The sequence below is a fragment of the Alcanivorax sp. P2S70 genome, assembly GCF_000475295.1.
In the GTDB taxonomy this organism is placed as follows: Bacteria; Pseudomonadota; Gammaproteobacteria; order Pseudomonadales; family Alcanivoracaceae; genus Alcanivorax; species Alcanivorax profundi.
The window spans coordinates 102,579-119,454 of sequence record NZ_AXBZ01000023.1 but is presented as its reverse complement, the minus strand read 5'-3'; the positions used below and the strand labels follow the sequence as shown (position 1 = coordinate 119,454).

At 58.8% G+C, this 16,876-nt stretch carries 14 protein-coding genes and 2 tRNA genes; 15 read left to right on the top strand and 1 reads right to left on the bottom strand.

The annotated features are described in order from the left end of the window. The first annotated feature begins 18 nt into the window (after nt 1-18). From dnaJ to greA, 6 genes are all read left to right on the top strand, one after another. A complete protein-coding gene (gene dnaJ / locus Q672_RS25630) occupies nt 19-1,149 on the top strand; it encodes a molecular chaperone DnaJ (RefSeq protein WP_022985328.1) in 1,131 nt (376 codons plus the stop codon). A 242-nt stretch (nt 1,150-1,391) separates the two neighbouring features. After that, nucleotides 1,392-2,549, top strand: a complete 1,158-nt coding sequence (locus Q672_RS25625) for a hypothetical protein (protein WP_022985327.1) — start codon at nt 1,392-1,394, stop codon at nt 2,547-2,549. A 73-nt stretch (nt 2,550-2,622) separates the two neighbouring features. Then, nucleotides 2,623-3,450 (top strand): 4-hydroxy-tetrahydrodipicolinate reductase, encoded by an 828-nt coding sequence (dapB, locus tag Q672_RS25620; RefSeq protein ID WP_031226430.1) that lies wholly within the window; start codon nt 2,623-2,625, stop codon nt 3,448-3,450. Nucleotides 3,451-3,752: 302 nt separating this feature from the next. Continuing rightward, a complete protein-coding gene (gene carA / locus Q672_RS25615) occupies nt 3,753-4,877 on the top strand; it encodes a glutamine-hydrolyzing carbamoyl-phosphate synthase small subunit (protein WP_022985325.1) in 1,125 nt (374 codons plus the stop codon). 72 nt (nt 4,878-4,949) lie between these two features. After that, on the top strand, nt 4,950-8,168 hold the full coding sequence (gene carB / locus Q672_RS25610; RefSeq protein WP_022985324.1) for a carbamoyl-phosphate synthase large subunit: 3,219 nt from the start codon (nt 4,950-4,952) through the stop codon (nt 8,166-8,168). A 64-nt stretch (nt 8,169-8,232) separates the two neighbouring features. Continuing rightward, nucleotides 8,233-8,709 (top strand): transcription elongation factor GreA, encoded by a 477-nt coding sequence (greA, locus tag Q672_RS25605; protein WP_031226429.1) that lies wholly within the window; start codon nt 8,233-8,235, stop codon nt 8,707-8,709. 101 nt (nt 8,710-8,810) lie between these two features. Here the strand turns inward: greA and Q672_RS25600 are convergent, their stop codons facing one another. Beyond that, nucleotides 8,811-9,125, bottom strand: a complete 315-nt coding sequence (locus Q672_RS25600) for a YhbY family RNA-binding protein (protein WP_022985322.1) — start codon at nt 9,123-9,125, stop codon at nt 8,811-8,813. Between the two features lie 291 nt (nt 9,126-9,416). Here Q672_RS25600 and rlmE point away from each other — a divergent pair, with 291 nt between their 5' ends. From rlmE to rimP, 9 genes are all read left to right on the top strand, one after another. Beyond that, on the top strand, nt 9,417-10,043 hold the full coding sequence (gene rlmE / locus Q672_RS25595; protein ID WP_022985321.1) for a 23S rRNA (uridine(2552)-2'-O)-methyltransferase RlmE: 627 nt from the start codon (nt 9,417-9,419) through the stop codon (nt 10,041-10,043). A 133-nt stretch (nt 10,044-10,176) separates the two neighbouring features. Next, nucleotides 10,177-12,084 carry an ATP-dependent zinc metalloprotease FtsH gene (gene ftsH, locus Q672_RS25590; protein WP_022985320.1) on the top strand — a complete coding sequence of 636 codons (1,908 nt, stop codon included), beginning with the start codon at nt 10,177-10,179 and terminating at the stop codon, nt 12,082-12,084. 176 nt (nt 12,085-12,260) lie between these two features. Next, nucleotides 12,261-13,106, top strand: a complete 846-nt coding sequence (folP, locus tag Q672_RS25585) for a dihydropteroate synthase (RefSeq protein ID WP_022985319.1) — start codon at nt 12,261-12,263, stop codon at nt 13,104-13,106. Further along, nucleotides 13,106-14,440, top strand: coding sequence for a phosphoglucosamine mutase (gene glmM, locus Q672_RS25580; RefSeq protein ID WP_022985318.1), 1,335 nt, complete (start codon nt 13,106-13,108; stop codon nt 14,438-14,440). Before folP ends, glmM begins: the two co-directional genes overlap by 1 nt. Before the next feature lie 101 nt (nt 14,441-14,541). Further along, nucleotides 14,542-15,294, top strand: a complete 753-nt coding sequence (tpiA, locus tag Q672_RS25575) for a triose-phosphate isomerase (protein ID WP_438502571.1) — start codon at nt 14,542-14,544, stop codon at nt 15,292-15,294. A gap of 27 nt (nt 15,295-15,321) precedes the next feature. Continuing rightward, nucleotides 15,322-15,762 (top strand): preprotein translocase subunit SecG, encoded by a 441-nt coding sequence (secG, locus tag Q672_RS25570; RefSeq protein WP_022985316.1) that lies wholly within the window; start codon nt 15,322-15,324, stop codon nt 15,760-15,762. A 14-nt stretch (nt 15,763-15,776) separates the two neighbouring features. Beyond that, nucleotides 15,777-15,862 (top strand) — tRNA-Leu (locus Q672_RS25565). A gap of 261 nt (nt 15,863-16,123) precedes the next feature. Then, a tRNA-Met gene (locus Q672_RS25560) sits at nt 16,124-16,200 on the top strand. A 200-nt stretch (nt 16,201-16,400) separates the two neighbouring features. Then, nucleotides 16,401-16,856: a ribosome maturation factor RimP gene (gene rimP / locus Q672_RS25555; RefSeq protein WP_022985315.1), complete on the top strand. Its 456-nt coding sequence runs from the start codon at nt 16,401-16,403 to the stop codon at nt 16,854-16,856. Nucleotides 16,857-16,876: the final 20 nt, after the last annotated feature.

Here is a 16,876-nt window from a genome sequence, read left to right as displayed (position 1 = left end):
CAGAATACGGACCTGTATATGTCCAAACGCGATTATTACGAAGTGCTGGGGGTGTCCAAGGATGTCAGCCAGCAGGATCTGAAAAAAGCTTATCGCCGACTGGCGATGAAATACCATCCGGACCGTAATCCGGATGATGAAGAGGCATTGGCCAAATTCAAGGAAGCCAAGGAAGCCTACGAAGTCCTCGCCGATGAGCAGAAACGTGCGGCTTACGACCAATTCGGCCACGCCGGTGTGAATGGTCAGGGCGGCGCTGGCGGTTTCGGTGGCGGCGGTGCTGGCGGCTTTGGCGATATTTTTGGCGATATTTTCGGTGATATTTTTGGTGGTGGCGGCGGCGGTGGCCGTCGTGGCCCGGCCCGTGGTGCCGATCTGCGTTATACCCTGGAGTTGACGCTGGAACAGGCGGTGCGAGGCTGCGAAGAAAAGATTCGTGTGCCCACCTGGGATAGCTGCGGCGTCTGTCATGGCTCCGGGGCAAAGGAAGGCTCGCAGCCGGTGACCTGTACCACCTGTGGTGGTGCCGGTCAGGTGCGCATGCAGCAGGGCTTTTTCACCGTGCAGCAAGCTTGCCCGACCTGTAAGGGCGAAGGTCAGATCATCAAGGACCCTTGCGGCAGTTGTGGTGGCCAGGGCCGGGTGCAAAACACCAAGACCCTCTCTGTGAAGATTCCGGCCGGTGTCGATACCGGTGATCGCATTCGTCTGGCTGGCGAGGGCGAGGCGGGGATGCACGGTGCGCCGTCCGGTGACCTTTACGTTCAGGTAGCGGTACGCGAACACGACATCTTCCAGCGCGATGGCACCAATCTCTATTGCGAGGTACCCGTCAGCTTTGTGGATGCCACTCTCGGTGGTGAGCTGGATGTGCCGACCCTGAACGGCAAGGTAAAGCTGAAAGTGCCGGCCGAAACCCAGAGCGGAAAAATGTTCCGTCTGCGCGGCAAGGGTGTGACCTCTGTGCGGGGGGGCGCCCCCGGGGATCTGCTTTGCAAGGTGGTGATCGAAACGCCGGTGAAGCTGTCCAGTGAGCAGAAAGACCTGCTGCGTCAGTTCCAGGATTCGCTGGAAAACGGTGGCGATCGTCATAATCCGCGAAAGAGCAGCTGGTTTGAAGGCGTGAAACGGTTCTTCGACACCAAGTAAGTGTGGTGCTCAGTGAATCGGGTAAAGCGGAGCCGGGCAGCCGGCTCCGCTTTTTTGTGCCGACGAATCGGGGAGGCGGCCCTTTTGGTGGTCTGACGATCACTCCCGCAGGGACGATCCACTGTGTGGAGGCGTTCCGGTACGGGCTCAGCCGATAGTATGAAAATTGACCGGGTTCATTGTCCCGCTTCTGTTCGCTGCTATATTCTGCATAAAAAACAACAACAAATATCGAGGCAGTTATGGGTGCGTGGCGACTGGCATGGATGCTGGGGGCGATCCTGATGTTTCCGGTTTCTCTTTCGGCGGCGCCTGTGGATCAGGCTTACCAGCGGGTGGAGGAAACCTTTTCCCAGCGAGCCCCCTTGCCGCTGGAGGATGCTGTCATTAATGGGGTCTGGGTGTCAGTACCCTTCGACCAGGCGCCTTACACCTATACCTACGACGAGATTCGCGAACACTGGGCGACCTTCATGCGTGGGTTGCAGTTGCCCTATCCGTCTGCAGAGTACCTTCAGTCCCGCTATCAGCGTTTCCCGGCCCTGTATCGTGATCTGCGCTATCAGGATGCTGACTGGCAGCAGCACAGTCGCAATGTGCTGGAGGTCTGGCAGGCCTTTTTTCGCGGTGATCTGCGTCACGCCCGGGATCTTGGGCGGCGCTATGGGGGCTATGCCCGGGTGCCTGCGGTGGTGGCGCAAATCGTCTACGCCACCTATCTGGCGCCGACCCACACCCAGAAGCAGCAATTGCTTCAGGAAGTGATTAACGAGATGGAGTGGTTCGGCCGCAATGCGCCCGTGCTGCCGGGGGATAAGGGCATGCAGTCGGATTACTGCATGATGCGCCTCGGCTTTGGCTACGCGGTCGCGCGGTTGGCCGAGGATGAATCGGTGCCGGCCACCCTGCAGCGCAACTATGCAGCCATGGTTATCAATGCGGCCACAGAGATGCTGGCAGTAGAACCGCAGCACCCGTTGGCGTTGTCGCTGAGCGCCGCCTTCGAAGCCAATGTGCTGCGGCGGGTGGGCAAGGCGGCAGGGCGGCTGACCCTGGCGGCCGACAGTCAGGATGCGATCCGCCCGTTCGAAGTATCGGTGGAGCAGGTGCCGGATCTGGCCATTGTGCGCTATGAGTATGCCAATAGTCTGCTTTACACCTACCAGGGCGATCAGGCGCAGCAGGCACTGGCGCAATTGATGCTGGCGGCGCAGTTGCCTGCCCGTTTTTCCATGGAATGGCTGGATCGGGCCTATGCTCGCAAGCGCCTGAAGGAAATCCAGGCCTGGCAGGCCAGCGGCATGAGTTTCAAGCGCTTTGACCGCAAGCGCCGCAAGTTCATGGAGAAGGAGGATCGCAACCTCTACGCAGTGAATCAGCCCCCCTTTCTGGTAGACTAGCCGCCTTTCACAATATTGGCGGGGCTGTGTGGTTGAGCAGTTGCTGCCCGGTGCGATGTTCAAGGAATTCAGCATGAAAGTAGGCATTATCGGCGCTGCCGGCCGCATGGGCCGTATTCTTATCGAGGCAACTCTTGCCAACCCGGATACCACTCTGGCGGCAGCGGTGGATGTGCCCGGGTCCAGCCTGATTGGCGCCGATGCCGGAGAGCTGGTGGGGCAGGGTAATGCGGGTGTGGCGTTGGCGGATGACCTGGCGGCAGTGGTTAACGATGCGGATGTGTTCATCGATTTCACCGTGCCGGAAGCCACCGTAAAGAATATTGAGGTGTGTCGTGCGGCGGGTACCAAGCTGGTTATCGGTACCACGGGCCTGGATGACGAGCAGATCGCGGGCCTGCGTGCGGCCAGCGAAGAGATCGCCATTTGCTACGCTCCCAACTACTCCATTGGTGTGAACCTGTGCTTCAAGCTGCTGGAAACGGCGGCTGCGGTGTTGCAGGACGAGGTGGATATCGAAGTGATCGAGGCTCACCACCGTCACAAGATCGATGCCCCTTCCGGTACCGCCCTGCGCATGGGCGAAGTGGTGGCCCAGACCCTGGGGCGTAACCTCAAGGAGGTGGCGGTCTACGGCCGCGAAGGTCGCACCGGCGAGCGTGACCGCCAGACCATCGGTTTCGAGACCATTCGTGCCGGCGATATCGTTGGGGATCATACGGTACTGTTCGCTGCCGATGGCGAACGGGTAGAGATTACCCACAAAGCTTCCAGCCGCATGGCCTTTGGCCGTGGTGCGGTGCGGGCCGCGGCCTGGTTGGGCGGTCAGGACAAGGGGCTGTTCGATATGCAGGACGTATTGGGTCTTGCCGGTGATTCGGTGGGCTGGGGCAAGGGCTAAGAGGGTCGAGCCAAAATCGATCGTGGGAGCTTGCCTGCAGGCAATTATCGCTTGCAGGCAAGCTCCCACGGAGGCCTTTCCTGCAGCTCGTCGTGTGCTGGCGGCTTTGAGGGTGACATTTGTTCTCCAAAGCCCTAAAATAGCGCGCAGCCCGTGATGGGCGTGCGGGGCACACGAATGAAGAATTTCACGAAAAAGCGAGGTGGAGCAATCCATCTCGCTTTTTTGCGACCGGAAAGCTGTATCCGGTCACGGTGCCCTGCCGCATATCTCCCTTTATTTCTGCCAGCCTGGAGGTTGCGTTGACGGTTCCCGCCATTCTCGCTCTCGAAGACGGAAGCATCTTTCGGGGTGTTGCTATCGGTGCCACGGGTGAAACCGTGGGTGAAGTGGTGTTTAACACCGCGATGACCGGCTACCAGGAGATCCTGACGGATCCCTCCTACGCCAAACAGATTGTGACCCTGACCTATCCCCACATCGGCAACACCGGTGTGACCGCCGAGGACGAAGAGTCCAGCCAAATCTGGGCCGCCGGCCTGGTGATTCGCGATCTGGCCATGACGGTCAGCAACTGGCGTAGCGAAAAGTCCCTGCCGGACTACCTGCGTGAAAACAACATTGTTGCTATCGCCGATATCGATACCCGCCGCCTGACCCGCATTCTGCGCGACAAGGGCGCCCAGAACGGCTGCATTATCGCCGGCGATAACCTGGATGAGGCCAAAGCCCTCGACGCGGCCAAGGGTTTCCCCGGCCTGAAAGGCATGGATCTGGCCAAGGAAGTGACCGTCAAGGAATCCTACAGCTGGACAGAGTCCACCTGGGATCTGGAAAACGGACACACCGAGCAGAAAGACGCTCGCTTCCACGTGGTGGCCTACGATTACGGCGTCAAACGCAACATTCTGCGGATGCTGGCGGAGCGTGGCTGCAAACTCACCGTGGTGCCGGCGCAGACCCCGGCTGCCGACGTGCTGGCCATGAATCCCGATGGCATCTTCCTGTCCAACGGCCCGGGTGATCCGGAGCCCTGTGACTACGCCATCGCGGCGATCAAGGACATCGTTGCCACTGGCAAACCGGTGTTTGGTATCTGCCTGGGCCACCAGCTGCTGGCGCTGGCCAGCGGGGCAAAGACAATCAAGATGGGCACCGGCCACCATGGCGCCAACCATCCGGTTAAAACCCTGGATGACGATACCGTAATGATCACCAGCCAGAACCACGGTTTTGCGGTGGACATGGACAACCTGCCGGACAACCTGAAGGTGACCCATGTATCGCTGTTCGATGGCACTCTGCAGGGGATTCATCGCACTGACGTGCCGGCGTTCAGCTTCCAGGGGCATCCGGAAGCGAGCCCGGGGCCGCATGACTGTGCGCCGCTGTTTGATCACTTCATCGAGTTGATGGAAGCCAAGTAAAAGCGTCTGACGTCCGACGTCTGACGTCCGACGCTAAGACAACCGCAACATACGTCTGACGGTTAGTGAACTATGCCGAAAAGAACCGACATCAAAAGTATTCTCATCATTGGCGCTGGCCCGATCGTGATCGGCCAGGCCTGTGAGTTTGACTACTCCGGCGCGCAGGCTTGTAAAGCCCTGCGTGAAGAGGGGTTCCGGGTGATCCTGGTGAACTCCAACCCGGCCACCATCATGACCGACCCGGCCATGGCCGATGCCACCTACATCGAGCCGATCACCTGGGAAACGGTCGCCAAGATCATCGAGAAAGAGCGTCCGGACGCGCTGCTGCCCACCATGGGCGGTCAGACGGCACTGAACTGTGCGCTGGATCTGGACCACAACGGTGTGCTGGAAAAGTTCGGTGTCGAGATGATTGGCGCCACCGAAGATGCCATCGACAAGGCGGAAGACCGCTCCCGTTTTGACAAGGCCATGAAAGCCATCGGCCTGGAGTGTCCGCGTTCTGCCATTGCTCATAACATGGAAGAGGCCAATGCGGCGCTGGAAGAGCTGGGTTTCCCCTGCATCATCCGCCCCAGCTTCACCATGGGTGGCTCCGGCGGTGGGGTGGCTTACAACCGCGAAGAGTTTGAAGAAATCTGTCAGCGTGGTCTGGATCTTTCTCCGACCAATGAGCTGCTGATCGACGAATCCCTGCTCGGCTGGAAAGAGTACGAGATGGAAGTGGTCCGCGACAAAAAGGACAACTGCATCATCGTTTGTTCCATCGAGAACTTCGATCCCATGGGTGTGCACACCGGTGACTCCATCACTGTGGCGCCGGCCCAGACGCTCACCGACAAGGAATACCAGATCATGCGGGACGCCTCGTTGGCGGTACTGCGTGAGATCGGTGTGGAAACCGGCGGCTCCAACGTGCAGTTCGGGGTAAACCCGGACAACGGCCGCATGGTGGTGATCGAAATGAACCCACGGGTGAGCCGTTCTTCCGCGCTGGCCTCCAAGGCGACCGGTTTCCCGATTGCCAAGGTGGCGGCCAAGCTGGCGGTGGGCTACACCCTGGACGAGCTGCAGAACGAGATCACCGGTGGCAAGACCCCGGCCTCTTTCGAGCCGTCCATCGATTACGTTGTTACCAAGATCCCTCGCTTCAACTTTGAAAAATTTGCCGAAGCGGATGCGGTGCTGACTACCCAGATGAAGTCTGTGGGCGAAGTGATGGCGATTGGCCGTAACTTCCAGGAATCCTGCCAGAAAGCCCTGCGTGGCCTGGAAACGGATTCGGTCGGCTTTGATCCCAAGGTAGATCCGGCGGCGCCGGATGCCCGTGAACAGGTGGCACAGATGCTGGCCACGCCGGGTCCGGAACGGATCTGGGTCGTGGGCGATGCCTTCCGGGTTGGTATGACCGTGGAAGACGTGTTCAACATCACCAAGATCGATCGCTGGTTCCTGGTGCAGATCGACGATCTGATCAAGGCAGAACAGCAAGCGGTGGCGCTGACGTTCTCGGGACTGAATCGCGATAACCTCTACGGCTTCAAGCGCAAGGGCTTCTCGGATGCGCGTCTGGCCCAGCTGCTGGGCGTCAAGGAATCGGACGTGCGCGGCAAGCGGGAAGAGCTGGATGTGCTGCCGATCTACAAGCGTGTTGATACCTGTGCGGCCGAGTTTGCGACGGATACCGCTTACATGTACTCCAGCTACGACGAGGAGTGCGAAGCGAATCCGTCTGACCGTGACAAGATCATGGTTATCGGCGGTGGCCCGAACCGTATCGGCCAGGGTATCGAATTCGATTACTGCTGTGTGCACGCGGCGTTCGCCATGCGCGAAGACGGTTACGAGACCATCATGGTCAACTGTAACCCGGAGACCGTGTCCACTGACTACGATACCTCCGATCGTCTGTTCTTCGAGCCGATTACTCTCGAAGACGTGCTGGCCATCGTGGCGAAAGAAAAACCCAAGGGCGTGATTGTGCAGTATGGCGGTCAAACTCCGCTGAAACTGGCCCGTGCCCTGCAGGCTGCTGGCGTGCCGATCATCGGTACCCCGCCGGATGCCATCGATGAAGCGGAAGACCGCGAGCGCTTCCAGCAGATGGTCAACAAGCTTGGCCTGAAGCAGCCGCCGAACCGTACCGCCCGTTCTCTGGAAGATGGCGTGCGCCTGGCAGAAGAAATTGGTTACCCGCTGGTGGTGCGTCCCTCCTATGTACTGGGTGGTCGCGCCATGGAGATCGTGTACAACGAAGCCGAGCTGCGTAACTACATGCTAAATGCCGTGTCGGTGTCCAACGATTCGCCGGTACTGCTGGACCGCTTCCTGGATGACGCGATCGAAGTGGATGTGGATGCCATCTGCGACGGCACCGATGTGGTGATCGGCGGCATCATGCAGCATATCGAGCAGGCTGGTGTTCACTCCGGTGACTCCGCCTGTTCCCTGCCGCCGTACTCCCTGGATGAAGACGTGCAGAACGTGATGCGTCAGCAGTCCCGCGACATGGCGCTGGAGTTGGGTGTGGTCGGTCTGATGAACGTGCAGTTCGCCGTCAAAGGTGGCGAGGTGTATGTTCTGGAAGTGAACCCCCGTGCGTCGCGAACAGTGCCGTACGTGTCCAAGTGTATTGGTGCTTCCCTGGCCAAGGTGGCCGCCCGCTGTATGGCAGGTGTCAGCCTCAAGGAACAAGGGTTTACCGAAGAGGTCAAACCGCAACACTACTTTGTGAAAGAAGCCGTGTTCCCGTTTGCCAAGTTCCCGAAAGTGGATCCGATCCTTGGCCCGGAAATGAAGTCTACCGGTGAGGTAATGGGCGTAGGAGCAACCTTTGCCGAAGCCTTTGGCAAGGCCTCTCTGGGTGCGGGTGAGAAAATGCCGGAAAAAGGCACTGCCTTTATTTCTGTGCGTGAGGTGGACAAGCCCGCCGCGGTGGATGTGGCGCGCATGCTGATCGAGCGCGGCTTCGATCTGGTGGCAACCCGTGGCACCGCCAAAGTCATTGCTGATGCCGGGCTGGCAGTAAAAGAAGTGAACAAGGTACTGGAAGGGCGTCCGCACATTGTGGATATGATCAAGAACGACCAGATCGCCCTGATTGTAAACACCACTGAAGGCAAGCAGGCGATTCGCGATTCCTTTGCGATTCGTCGCTCCGCTTTGCAGCACAAGGTGTTCTACACCACCACCATCACTGCGGCCCACGCCGTGTGTCAGGCGCTGGGTATCAGCGGCGAGCCCACCGTGCGTCGTCTGCAGGATTTGCACGCAGAAATGCAGTAATCGTCCCATGGAGCGCTCGGAGCTGAGTGCTCCGGGCGATTCGATGGAATTGACGAGGAAAACTATGCAACGCGTACCGATGACCGCCAATGGGGCGAAGGCCCTGCGTGCGGAACTGGAAAAACTGAAAAAAGAAGATCGCCCGCGTATTTCTGCTGCCATTGCGGAAGCGCGCGAACACGGCGATCTGAAGGAAAACGCCGAGTACCATGCTGCCCGCGAGCAGCAGGGGTTCTGTGAGGGACGGATCAACGAGATCGAATCCAAGCTGTCGGCGGCCCAGATTATCGATATCACCGAGCTGGAAAACACCGGCAAGGTGATCTTCGGCACCACCGTGACCATCATCGATGTGGACACCGATGAAGAGAAGGTCTACCAGATCGTGGGTGACGATGAAGCGAACATCAAGCAAGGCAAGCTGAGTGTGAACTCTCCCATTGCCCGTGGCCTGATCGGCCGGGAAGAGGGTGATGTGGTGCAGATTGATACCCCCGGCGGCACCCACGAATATGAGGTCGACAAGGTCGAGCATATTTGAACCCGGGTGATCCGCAGGCAACAAAAAAGGCGACGTGATACGTCGCCTTTTTTGTTGTTGGCCCCGCGGCTGGCGTGGGCCTCAGGTCGGGTGTGTTGCGATCAGGTATTCTGGTAGCGCAACAGATTGGAGAGCTTGGGGTTGGGCTTTTCGGCGGCCCGGTACAGCAGGGCGATGTTGCCAATGCGCTGGATCAGCTCGGCGCCGCTCTGTTCACACATGGTCTGCACGATGGCGGCCCGGTCGTCGCGGTTTTCGGCGTTGACCTTCACTTTCATCAACTCGTGATCTTCCAGGCGGCTGTTGAGCTCTTCCTGGACGCTTTCAGTGAGACCCTTGTCGCCAATGATCAGGATGGCCTTCAGGTGATGGCCAATGCGGCGAAGGCGTTTGATGTCCTGGGAAGATAGCGGCACGGTGGTAGGCTCCGAATGAGTGTGGAGCGCTATTCTACAGCAACCGGGCTGAGGGTATAGGGGCGAGGACGCTGCGAGGCACGGGTTTCGGATTGGATAGGCAAAATCGGAGCCCTGGCAGTCCCGCTGGGGGAGGATGGGTTTTCGCAACCCGCCCCCGCCCTTCGAGACGGTGTGCCCCGCAGGGCGGAAATCGGCGAATGCCGATCTCCGCTATGATGATTGATCGAGATACCGGTTGAGATCGGCATTCGCCGGTTTCCACCCTAAGAAAGGCAGGAGATTCTTTGCATGGCCAAATCCAGCCGCTCCAAGTCCAGCAAGGGCTGGCTCAAGGAGCATTTTAGTGACCAGTGGGTGGCCAAGGCCCAGGAGCAGGGTTACCGGTCCCGTGCCAGCTTCAAGCTGTTGGAAATGCATGAAAAGGACAAGCTGTTCCGGCCCGGCATGACGGTGCTGGACCTGGGGGCGGCGCCTGGCGGCTGGAGCCAGGTGGCCGGGCAGCTCATCGGTGGCAAGGGGACGGTGATTGCCAGCGACATCCTGGCGATGGATGCGCTGCCGGATGTGACCTTCATTCAAGGTGATTTCCGGGAAGATGACGTCTACGAGCAGATCCTGGCGGCGGTGGGGGATCGCAAGGTAGACCTTGTAATGTCGGATATGGCCCCCAATATGAGTGGTAACAGTGGTGTGGATCAGCCGCGAGCCATGTATCTGGCGGAATTGGCGCTGGAGATGGCGGAGCGGGTGCTGGAACCCAATGGCCTGTTTCTGGTCAAGGTATTCCAGGGAGAGGGGTTTGAGGAGTACCGCCGCGCCCTGCAATCACGCTTTCGCAAGGTGATTACCCGCAAGCCGGCCGCAAGCCGTGCCCGATCCACCGAGGTCTACCAGTTGGCGGTGGGCCTGAAGTAGAGCGTAAAAGCTGTAAAACCGGCTTTTTGCTGTCCGAACCGGCATTACGCTGCCATTGATAAATGGTGTAAGGTACAGGTTCGCAAGTGTGCGCAGATGCGCCAGGAATTGATCGAGGTCTCCCTTGAACGACATGACCAAGAATATTGTGCTGTGGCTGGTAATTGCCGGCGTGCTTTATGTAGTGGCATCCAGCATCAGCAATCAGCCTGCCAATAGCGACATCCCTTATTCCACCTTTATTTCCCGGGTGGAAAGCGGCGGTGTGCAGGCGGTGACCATCGGTGAGAGTGATATTTCCGGCACCTACAGTGATGGTAGCCGGTTCTCCACGATCAAGCCGCCGACCCTGGACACCAACCTGATGCCGACCCTGATCCAGAACGGTGTCGAGGTGAAAGGGACCGAACCCAAGCGCGACAGCTTCCTGATGCGTCTGTTCCTGTCTGTGCTGCCGATCCTCCTGATCCTGGCCATCTTTATCTTCTTCATGCGTCAGATGCAGGGTGGCGGCAAGGGCGGCGGCGGCCCCATGACCTTTGGTAAATCCAAGGCCAAGCTGCTGGGTGAAGACCAGATCAAGACCACCTTTGCCGATGTGGCAGGCGTGGAAGAAGCCAAGGAAGAAGTGCAGGAGCTGGTGGAGTTTCTGCGTGACCCGGCCAAGTTCCAGCGCCTGGGCGGCAAGATCCCCCGTGGTGTGCTGATGGTGGGCTCTCCGGGTACCGGTAAGACCTTGTTGGCCAAGGCTATTGCGGGTGAAGCCAAGGTGCCGTTCTTCAGCATCTCAGGCTCTGACTTTGTGGAAATGTTCGTGGGTGTCGGTGCCAGCCGGGTTCGTGACATGTTCGAACAGGCCAAGAAGCATTCACCCTGCATTATCTTTATCGATGAAATTGACGCTGTGGGTCGCTCCCGTGGTGCGGGTTTGGGCGGTGGTCACGATGAGCGTGAGCAGACCCTCAACCAGCTGCTGGTGGAAATGGACGGCTTCGACGGCAATGAAGGCATCATCGTGATTGCGGCCACCAACCGTCCTGACGTGCTGGATCCGGCGCTGCTGCGTCCTGGTCGTTTCGACCGTCAGGTGACCGTACCGCTGCCGGATATCCGCGGCCGAGAGCAGGTGCTGAAAGTGCACATGCGTCAGGTGCCGATTGCCGACGACGTGGAGCCTGCGGTGATTGCCCGTGGCACCCCTGGCTTCTCCGGTGCGGATCTGGCCAACCTGGTCAACGAAGCTGCCCTGTTCGCTGCCCGTGCCAACAAGCGCATGGTGTCCATGGAAGAGTTCGAGAAGGCCAAGGACAAGATCCTGATGGGTGCCGAGCGTCGTTCCATGGTCATGAACGAGAAAGAAAAACTGAATACGGCTTACCATGAGGCCGGGCATGCCATCGTAGGGCGCCTGGTGCCTGAGCATGATCCGGTTTACAAGGTGAGCATTATTCCTCGTGGTCGTGCCCTGGGGGTGACCATGTACCTGCCGGAAGAGGACAAATACTCCCAGTCCAAGCGGGCATTGGAGTCCTCCATTTGCTCCTTGTACGGCGGCCGTCTGGCGGAAGAGATGACACTGGGTTTTGATGGTGTCACGACCGGTGCATCCAACGATATTGAACGTGCCACCAAGCTGGCCCGTGCGATGGTGACCAAGTGGGGCTTGAGCGAAAAACTGGGCCCACTGGCTTACGAGGAAGAAGAAGGTGAAGTGTTCCTCGGCAAGCAGATGTCCCAGCGCAAGGCCATGTCCGAGCAGACCGCAGAAGAAATCGACCGGGAAGTGCGCGCCATCATTGATAGCTGCTATGGCCGCGCCAAGCAGATCCTGGAAGATAACCGGGACAAGCTGGACTTGATGGCGGATGCTTTGATGCAGTACGAGACCATTGATGCCGACCAGATCGAAGACATCATGTCCGGTCACAAGCCGCGCCCGCCGAAAGACTGGCGTGATCAGGGGCCGGGCAACGGTGCTGCAGCGACCGGTGATCCCAAGCCGGGTGATGACGCTATTGGCGGCCCTGCCAACAATCATTGATAGTCAGACACGCCGTGCGTCACGGGTTGACGCACGGCGTTGTTGTTTCTGATCTTTTACGGTCCCCAAAGCCCTCAATCAAGGCGCGTCTTATTGCGTATGGCGTGTTGCATTGGTCTGGATTCAGGCGACAGGTCCCGTAGTATCCTATTGATGAATTTTCTGGTGGCTTTGCGATGACCCGACTTCCCTGTGGTGCCCGCACGCTGGATCTGTCAGCCCCCGTGGTGATGGGGATCCTGAACGTGACTCCCGACTCCTTTTCTGACGGTGGCCGCTTTAACGAGCGTGATGCGGCGTTGCGCCAGGCTGAACGCATGCTGGCTGATGGGGCCGCCATCATTGATGTGGGGGGCGAATCCACTCGTCCCGGGGCGGCGCCGGTGACCGAGCAGGAAGAGCTGGATCGCGTGGTGCCCATTGTCGAGGCGTTGGCGCGGGAGTTGGGGGCGTTGGTGTCCGTGGATACCAGTACAGCGGCGGTGATCCGTGACAGTGCTGCGGTGGGGGCCGGGTTGATCAATGATGTGCGCTCTCTTCAGCGCCCCGGAGCGCTGGCGGCCGCGGCGGCCACGGATCTGCCTGTGTGTCTCATGCATATGCAGGGTGAGCCGGGCACTATGCAGGATGATCCTCGTTATGAGGATGTCACCGCCGAGGTGGTGGCATTTCTCGAGGCCCGGGTGAAGGAATGTGAGCGGGCGGGGATTCTGCGCGAACGTTTGTTGGTGGACCCTGGTTTCGGTTTCGCCAAGACCGTAGCGCATAATCTCACGTTGATGCAGCAAATGAATGCGTTGCAATCGTTGGCATTGCCCGTCCTGATCGGTGTGTCCCGCAAGTCGTTGTTTGGCAGGGTGTTGGGGCGTGAGGTCGATGAGCGGCTGCCAGGGAGCCTGGCGGCGGCGGTAATGTGTGTGGAGCGTGGCGCCAGAATCGTACGCGCCCATGATGTTAAGGAAACCGTGGACGCTGTGCGTTTTGCGCATGCAGTCCGCGAAGCGGGAAAGGAGTCACAGTAATGGCGCGTAAATATTTCGGCACAGATGGGGTGCGCGGCACGGTGGGGCAGTTTCCGATTACTCCGGATTTTGTGCTCAAGCTTGGCTGGGCGGCCGGTAAGGTCTTGGCGGCACGCGGTGGTAGCAAGATTTTGATCGGCAAGGATACCCGTATCTCCGGGTATATGTTTGAGTCTGCTCTGGAGGCGGGGATTTCTGCTGCAGGGATTGATGTGCGCTTGCTGGGGCCGCTGCCGACTCCGGGGATTGCCTATCTGACGCGCACCTTGTCTGCCCAGGCGGGCATCGTGATCTCGGCTTCACACAATGCCTATACCGATAACGGGATCAAGTTTTTTGGCCCGGACGGCCGCAAGCTCAACGATGCGATTGAGCAGGAGATCGAGAGGCTTCTCGATGAGGAAATGTCGGTGGTGGCCACCGACCAGATCGGCAAGGTACGTCGTATTGATGATGCCCGTGGCCGCTACATCGAGTTCTGTAAAAGCACCACGCCTGGACTGGATTTGAAAGGCATGAAGGTGGTGGTGGATACCGCTAACGGCGCGGCGTACCACATCGCGCCAGCGGTGTTGGAGGAGCTCGGGGCGGAAGTGATCGCCATCGCTCATCAGCCGGATGGATTCAATATCAACCGTGAGTGCGGTTCTACTCATCCCGAGCAGCTGCAGGAAAGGGTGGTCGCGGAAAAGGCGGACTTGGGGATTGCCCTGGATGGCGATGCGGATCGCCTGATCATGGTGGATCACACAGGCAAGTTGGTAGATGGTGATCAGCTCCTGTATGTGATCGCCCGTGATCGCAAGGAGAGTGGCGCTGCGGTCGAGGGTGTGGTTGGCACACTGATGACCAATTTTGGATTGGAGCTGGCGCTCAAGACGCTTGGTGTGGAATTTGTGCGCGCCAAGGTCGGTGACCGCTATGTGATGGAGCAGCTGGATCAACGTGGTTGGTTGATTGGTGGCGAGTCCTCGGGGCACCTGGTCTGTCTCGATCGAACCTCTACCGGTGACGGCACTGTCTCTGCCTTGCAGGTGCTGGCGGCCCTGGCCCGCCGGGGCGATAGCCTTGCCGAGGCGGTGGCCGATGTGGCAATGCTGCCGCAGGTAATGATCAACGTGCGTGGGCCTAATCGCGATGGATTTGAGGCGCTGCCGGCGGTCAAGGCCGCGGTGGCCGATGCCGAGGCAAAACTTGCGGGGAATGGTCGTATTTTGCTGCGTCCGTCCGGCACGGAACCGCTGGTGCGGGTCATGATTGAAGGCAAGGATTCCGAACAGGTAGAAACGCTCTGCCGCGAGCTGGCGGATGTCGTAGAGGGTGCCATCGCCTAAGGGTGACTGGCGTCCAGGTGGATGGCTCACGTAATGATCAGGCTGGCACTTTGTGTGCCGGGGGAAGAGCGGCGGCATGGGTGTCGCCGGGTAATCAAGGAATGCACATGAACAAAAGAACGCCGCTTGTTGCTGGCAACTGGAAGATGAATGGCGATCCTTCCCTGGTTGAGGGTATGGCAGCGGCCCTGGCGGGATATGACGGTGCGGCGCAGATGGTGATCTGTCCGCCGTTTCCTTTTCTGGCCCAGGCCAGGGAGTTGTTTGCTGGTCATGTCGCCATTGGGGCGCAGAATCTCAGTGATCAGGAGGAGGGGGCCTATACCGGTGAGGTGTCTGCCTCGATGCTGGCCGGTGCGGGTTGTGGTTATGTGATTATCGGGCATTCCGAGCGGCGCGCCCTGTATGGCGAAACCGATGCATTGATCGCGGCGAAGTTTGCTCGTGCACAGACAGAAGGGCTGGTGCCGATTCTCTGTGTCGGCGAGACCCTTGAAGAGCGGGAGGCGGGCAAGACCGAGGCGGTAGTATGTGGGCAGTTGCAGGCGGTGATCGATGCGGCAGGGATTGAGGCGTTTGCCCGAGCCGTCGTCGCCTATGAGCCGGTCTGGGCCATTGGTACCGGCATGACGGCGAGCCCGGAGCAGGCACAGGAAGTGCACGCCACGCTGCGCCAAACAGTGGCGTCTTACAGTGCGGATATTGCCGCTTCCCTGCCGTTGCTTTACGGCGGCAGTGTAAAGGCGGATAATGCCGCCCTTCTGTTTGCCCAGTCAGACATCGATGGGGGTCTGATTGGTGGGGCATCGTTAACTGCCGACAGTTTTCTTGCTATCTGCCGGGCGGCGGAATAGCGGAACCAATGAAAATATAGAGTAACTATGGATATCGTCGTTCACGTAGTACATGTGCTGGCGGCCCTGGGCCTGATTGGTCTGGTCCTGATTCAGCATGGCAAGGGTGCCGATGCTGGCGCCTCATTCGGTGGTGGTGGCTCCCAGACTGTGTTTGGCAGCGCGGGCTCTGCCAATTTTCTGACTCGTGCGACTGCCGTGCTGGCGGTAGTGTTCTTCGTGACCAGCCTGGTGCTGGCCTGGATGGCACGCCAGGAGGCGGAAGGGGCGCGTACCTATCTGCCTGAACTGGAAACCATCGAAGAGCAGGCGGATGTTCCTGCGCCTGCCGATCAGGTGGAGTTGCCGGCAGCGGCGAGCGAGGTTCCTGCGGTAATCGGTGAGAATTCTGAAAAAGAAGTTTCAGATCAGCCGCAAGCTGATGTAGAATCCGCGTCCCCGGCTGAGGTGCCTCAGCCGGCGCAGTAAGTTAAGCGTTCTTTGCCGAAGTGGTGGAATTGGTAGACACGCTATCTTGAGGGGGTAGTGAGCTTCGCTCGTGCCGGTTCAAGTCCGGCCTTCGGCACCAATTTGGGAAAGATGGATGGCGCTGAATTTCAATGTCTCCATCTGGTCAAGAAAGCATCAGGTTAAGCGGCTTTTCCTGATGCTAAGGCTTCGAAAAATAAATACTTTTTTCACGAAGTCTCCTTGACAGCGCAAAGCACTCTAAGTAGTATTTGCGCTCGGTTTTGAGGTGATTTGCAGCGCTCACAGGCGCAGCAAGTCACGGTTCAGAATGCTGAACCAGAGCCCTGGTGCATCGGGCTTTAAAGGGCACAAGGTTTATTGCGGGGTGGAGCAGTCTGGTAGCTCGTCGGGCTCATAACCCGAAGGTCGTAGGTTCAAATCCTGCCCCCGCTACCACTTAGAAGGATCAGCTTCGGTTGATCCAAAGCGGACAAAAAGCCCCTCTAGCAGGGGCTTTTTGTTATCCGCGACAGTGGAATGGGCGGTGGATGTGCGGTCGGTTGCGTGTTGTCCTGCAGTCGTCGGTGATGTCCCCAGGCCCATTTTTTGTTTGTACCTGAAGCAACCATTTCTTCGGGAGTAATGTCGGAAAAGGCATGTCGAAACGCGTAGAACAGTTAACGGCGCTATTTGCACCGGTAGTGGAAGATCTCGGCTTCGTGCTTTGGGGTGTGGAATACATCCAGGGGCGCGGAGCTGTTGTGCGTGTGTTTATCGACCATGAAGACGGCATTACGGTAGATAACTGTGCGGCGGTGAGTCACGAGATCAGCGGCGTGCTGGATGTGGAAGATCCAATTTCCGGGGAGTACAACCTGGAAGTGTCCTCTCCGGGCATGGATCGTCCCATGTTTGAACTTGCGCAATATGCCGACTACATCGGTGAAGATGTCCAGCTCAAGCTGCTGGCACCGATTGCAGGCAAGCGCAAATTGACCGCAGCCATTGTGGCTGTGGATGGTGAAACGCTGGTGGTGGAGCTGGATGGCGAAACCCTGCGTATTCCTTACGGTCAGGTTGATCGTGCCCGGCTTCAGCCGCGCTTCGATTAAGCCTGAGAGAACCTTGTCTT